The organism is Salinisphaera sp. SWV1, assembly GCF_052044155.1.
Classification (GTDB): domain Bacteria; phylum Pseudomonadota; class Gammaproteobacteria; order Nevskiales; family Salinisphaeraceae; genus Salinisphaera.
Window position 1 is genome coordinate 1 of record NZ_JBQDYE010000187.1, and the last position, 517, is coordinate 517.

Consider the following 517-nt stretch of genomic DNA (forward strand, 5'->3'; position numbering starts at 1 on the left):
CTTCCCATTGGCCGGGCCACACGCCAAACAGGCACTGAATGGTCTCGGTACGTCCGGCACCAACGAGTCCGGCAATACCCAGTATTTCGCCACGTTTCAGGGAAAACGAGACATCATTAACTCGTTTAATATGACGATTGACCGGATGCCATGCCGTCAGATGTTCAATACGTAATATTTCATCTCCGGTGGTATGTGGTTCATTAGGGTAAAGCGCGGTTAACTCTCGCCCGACCATCATGGTGATAATATCGTCTTCACTCATTCCGGCAGCATCACGCGTACCAATGTGCTGTCCGTCGCGAATAACGCAAATCGTATCGGAAATCGCTTTGACTTCGTTGAGTTTGTGCGAAATATAAATACAGGCGATACCGTGCTGTTGTAGATCGCGAATAATATCCAGTAAAACCGACGTTTCCTGCTCAGTTAATGAGGCTGTCGGTTCATCGAGAATTAACAAGCGCACCTGTTTATTAAGTGCCTTGGCAATTTCAACCAGTTGTTGTTAGATCGG

At 47.4% G+C, this 517-nt stretch carries 1 pseudogene; it reads right to left on the minus strand.

Annotated elements, in window-relative coordinates:
• Positions 1–508, minus strand: a pseudogene (locus tag ACS8YF_RS20175) (D-xylose ABC transporter ATP-binding protein); the annotation flags it as partial.
• Positions 509–517: the final 9 nt, after the last annotated feature.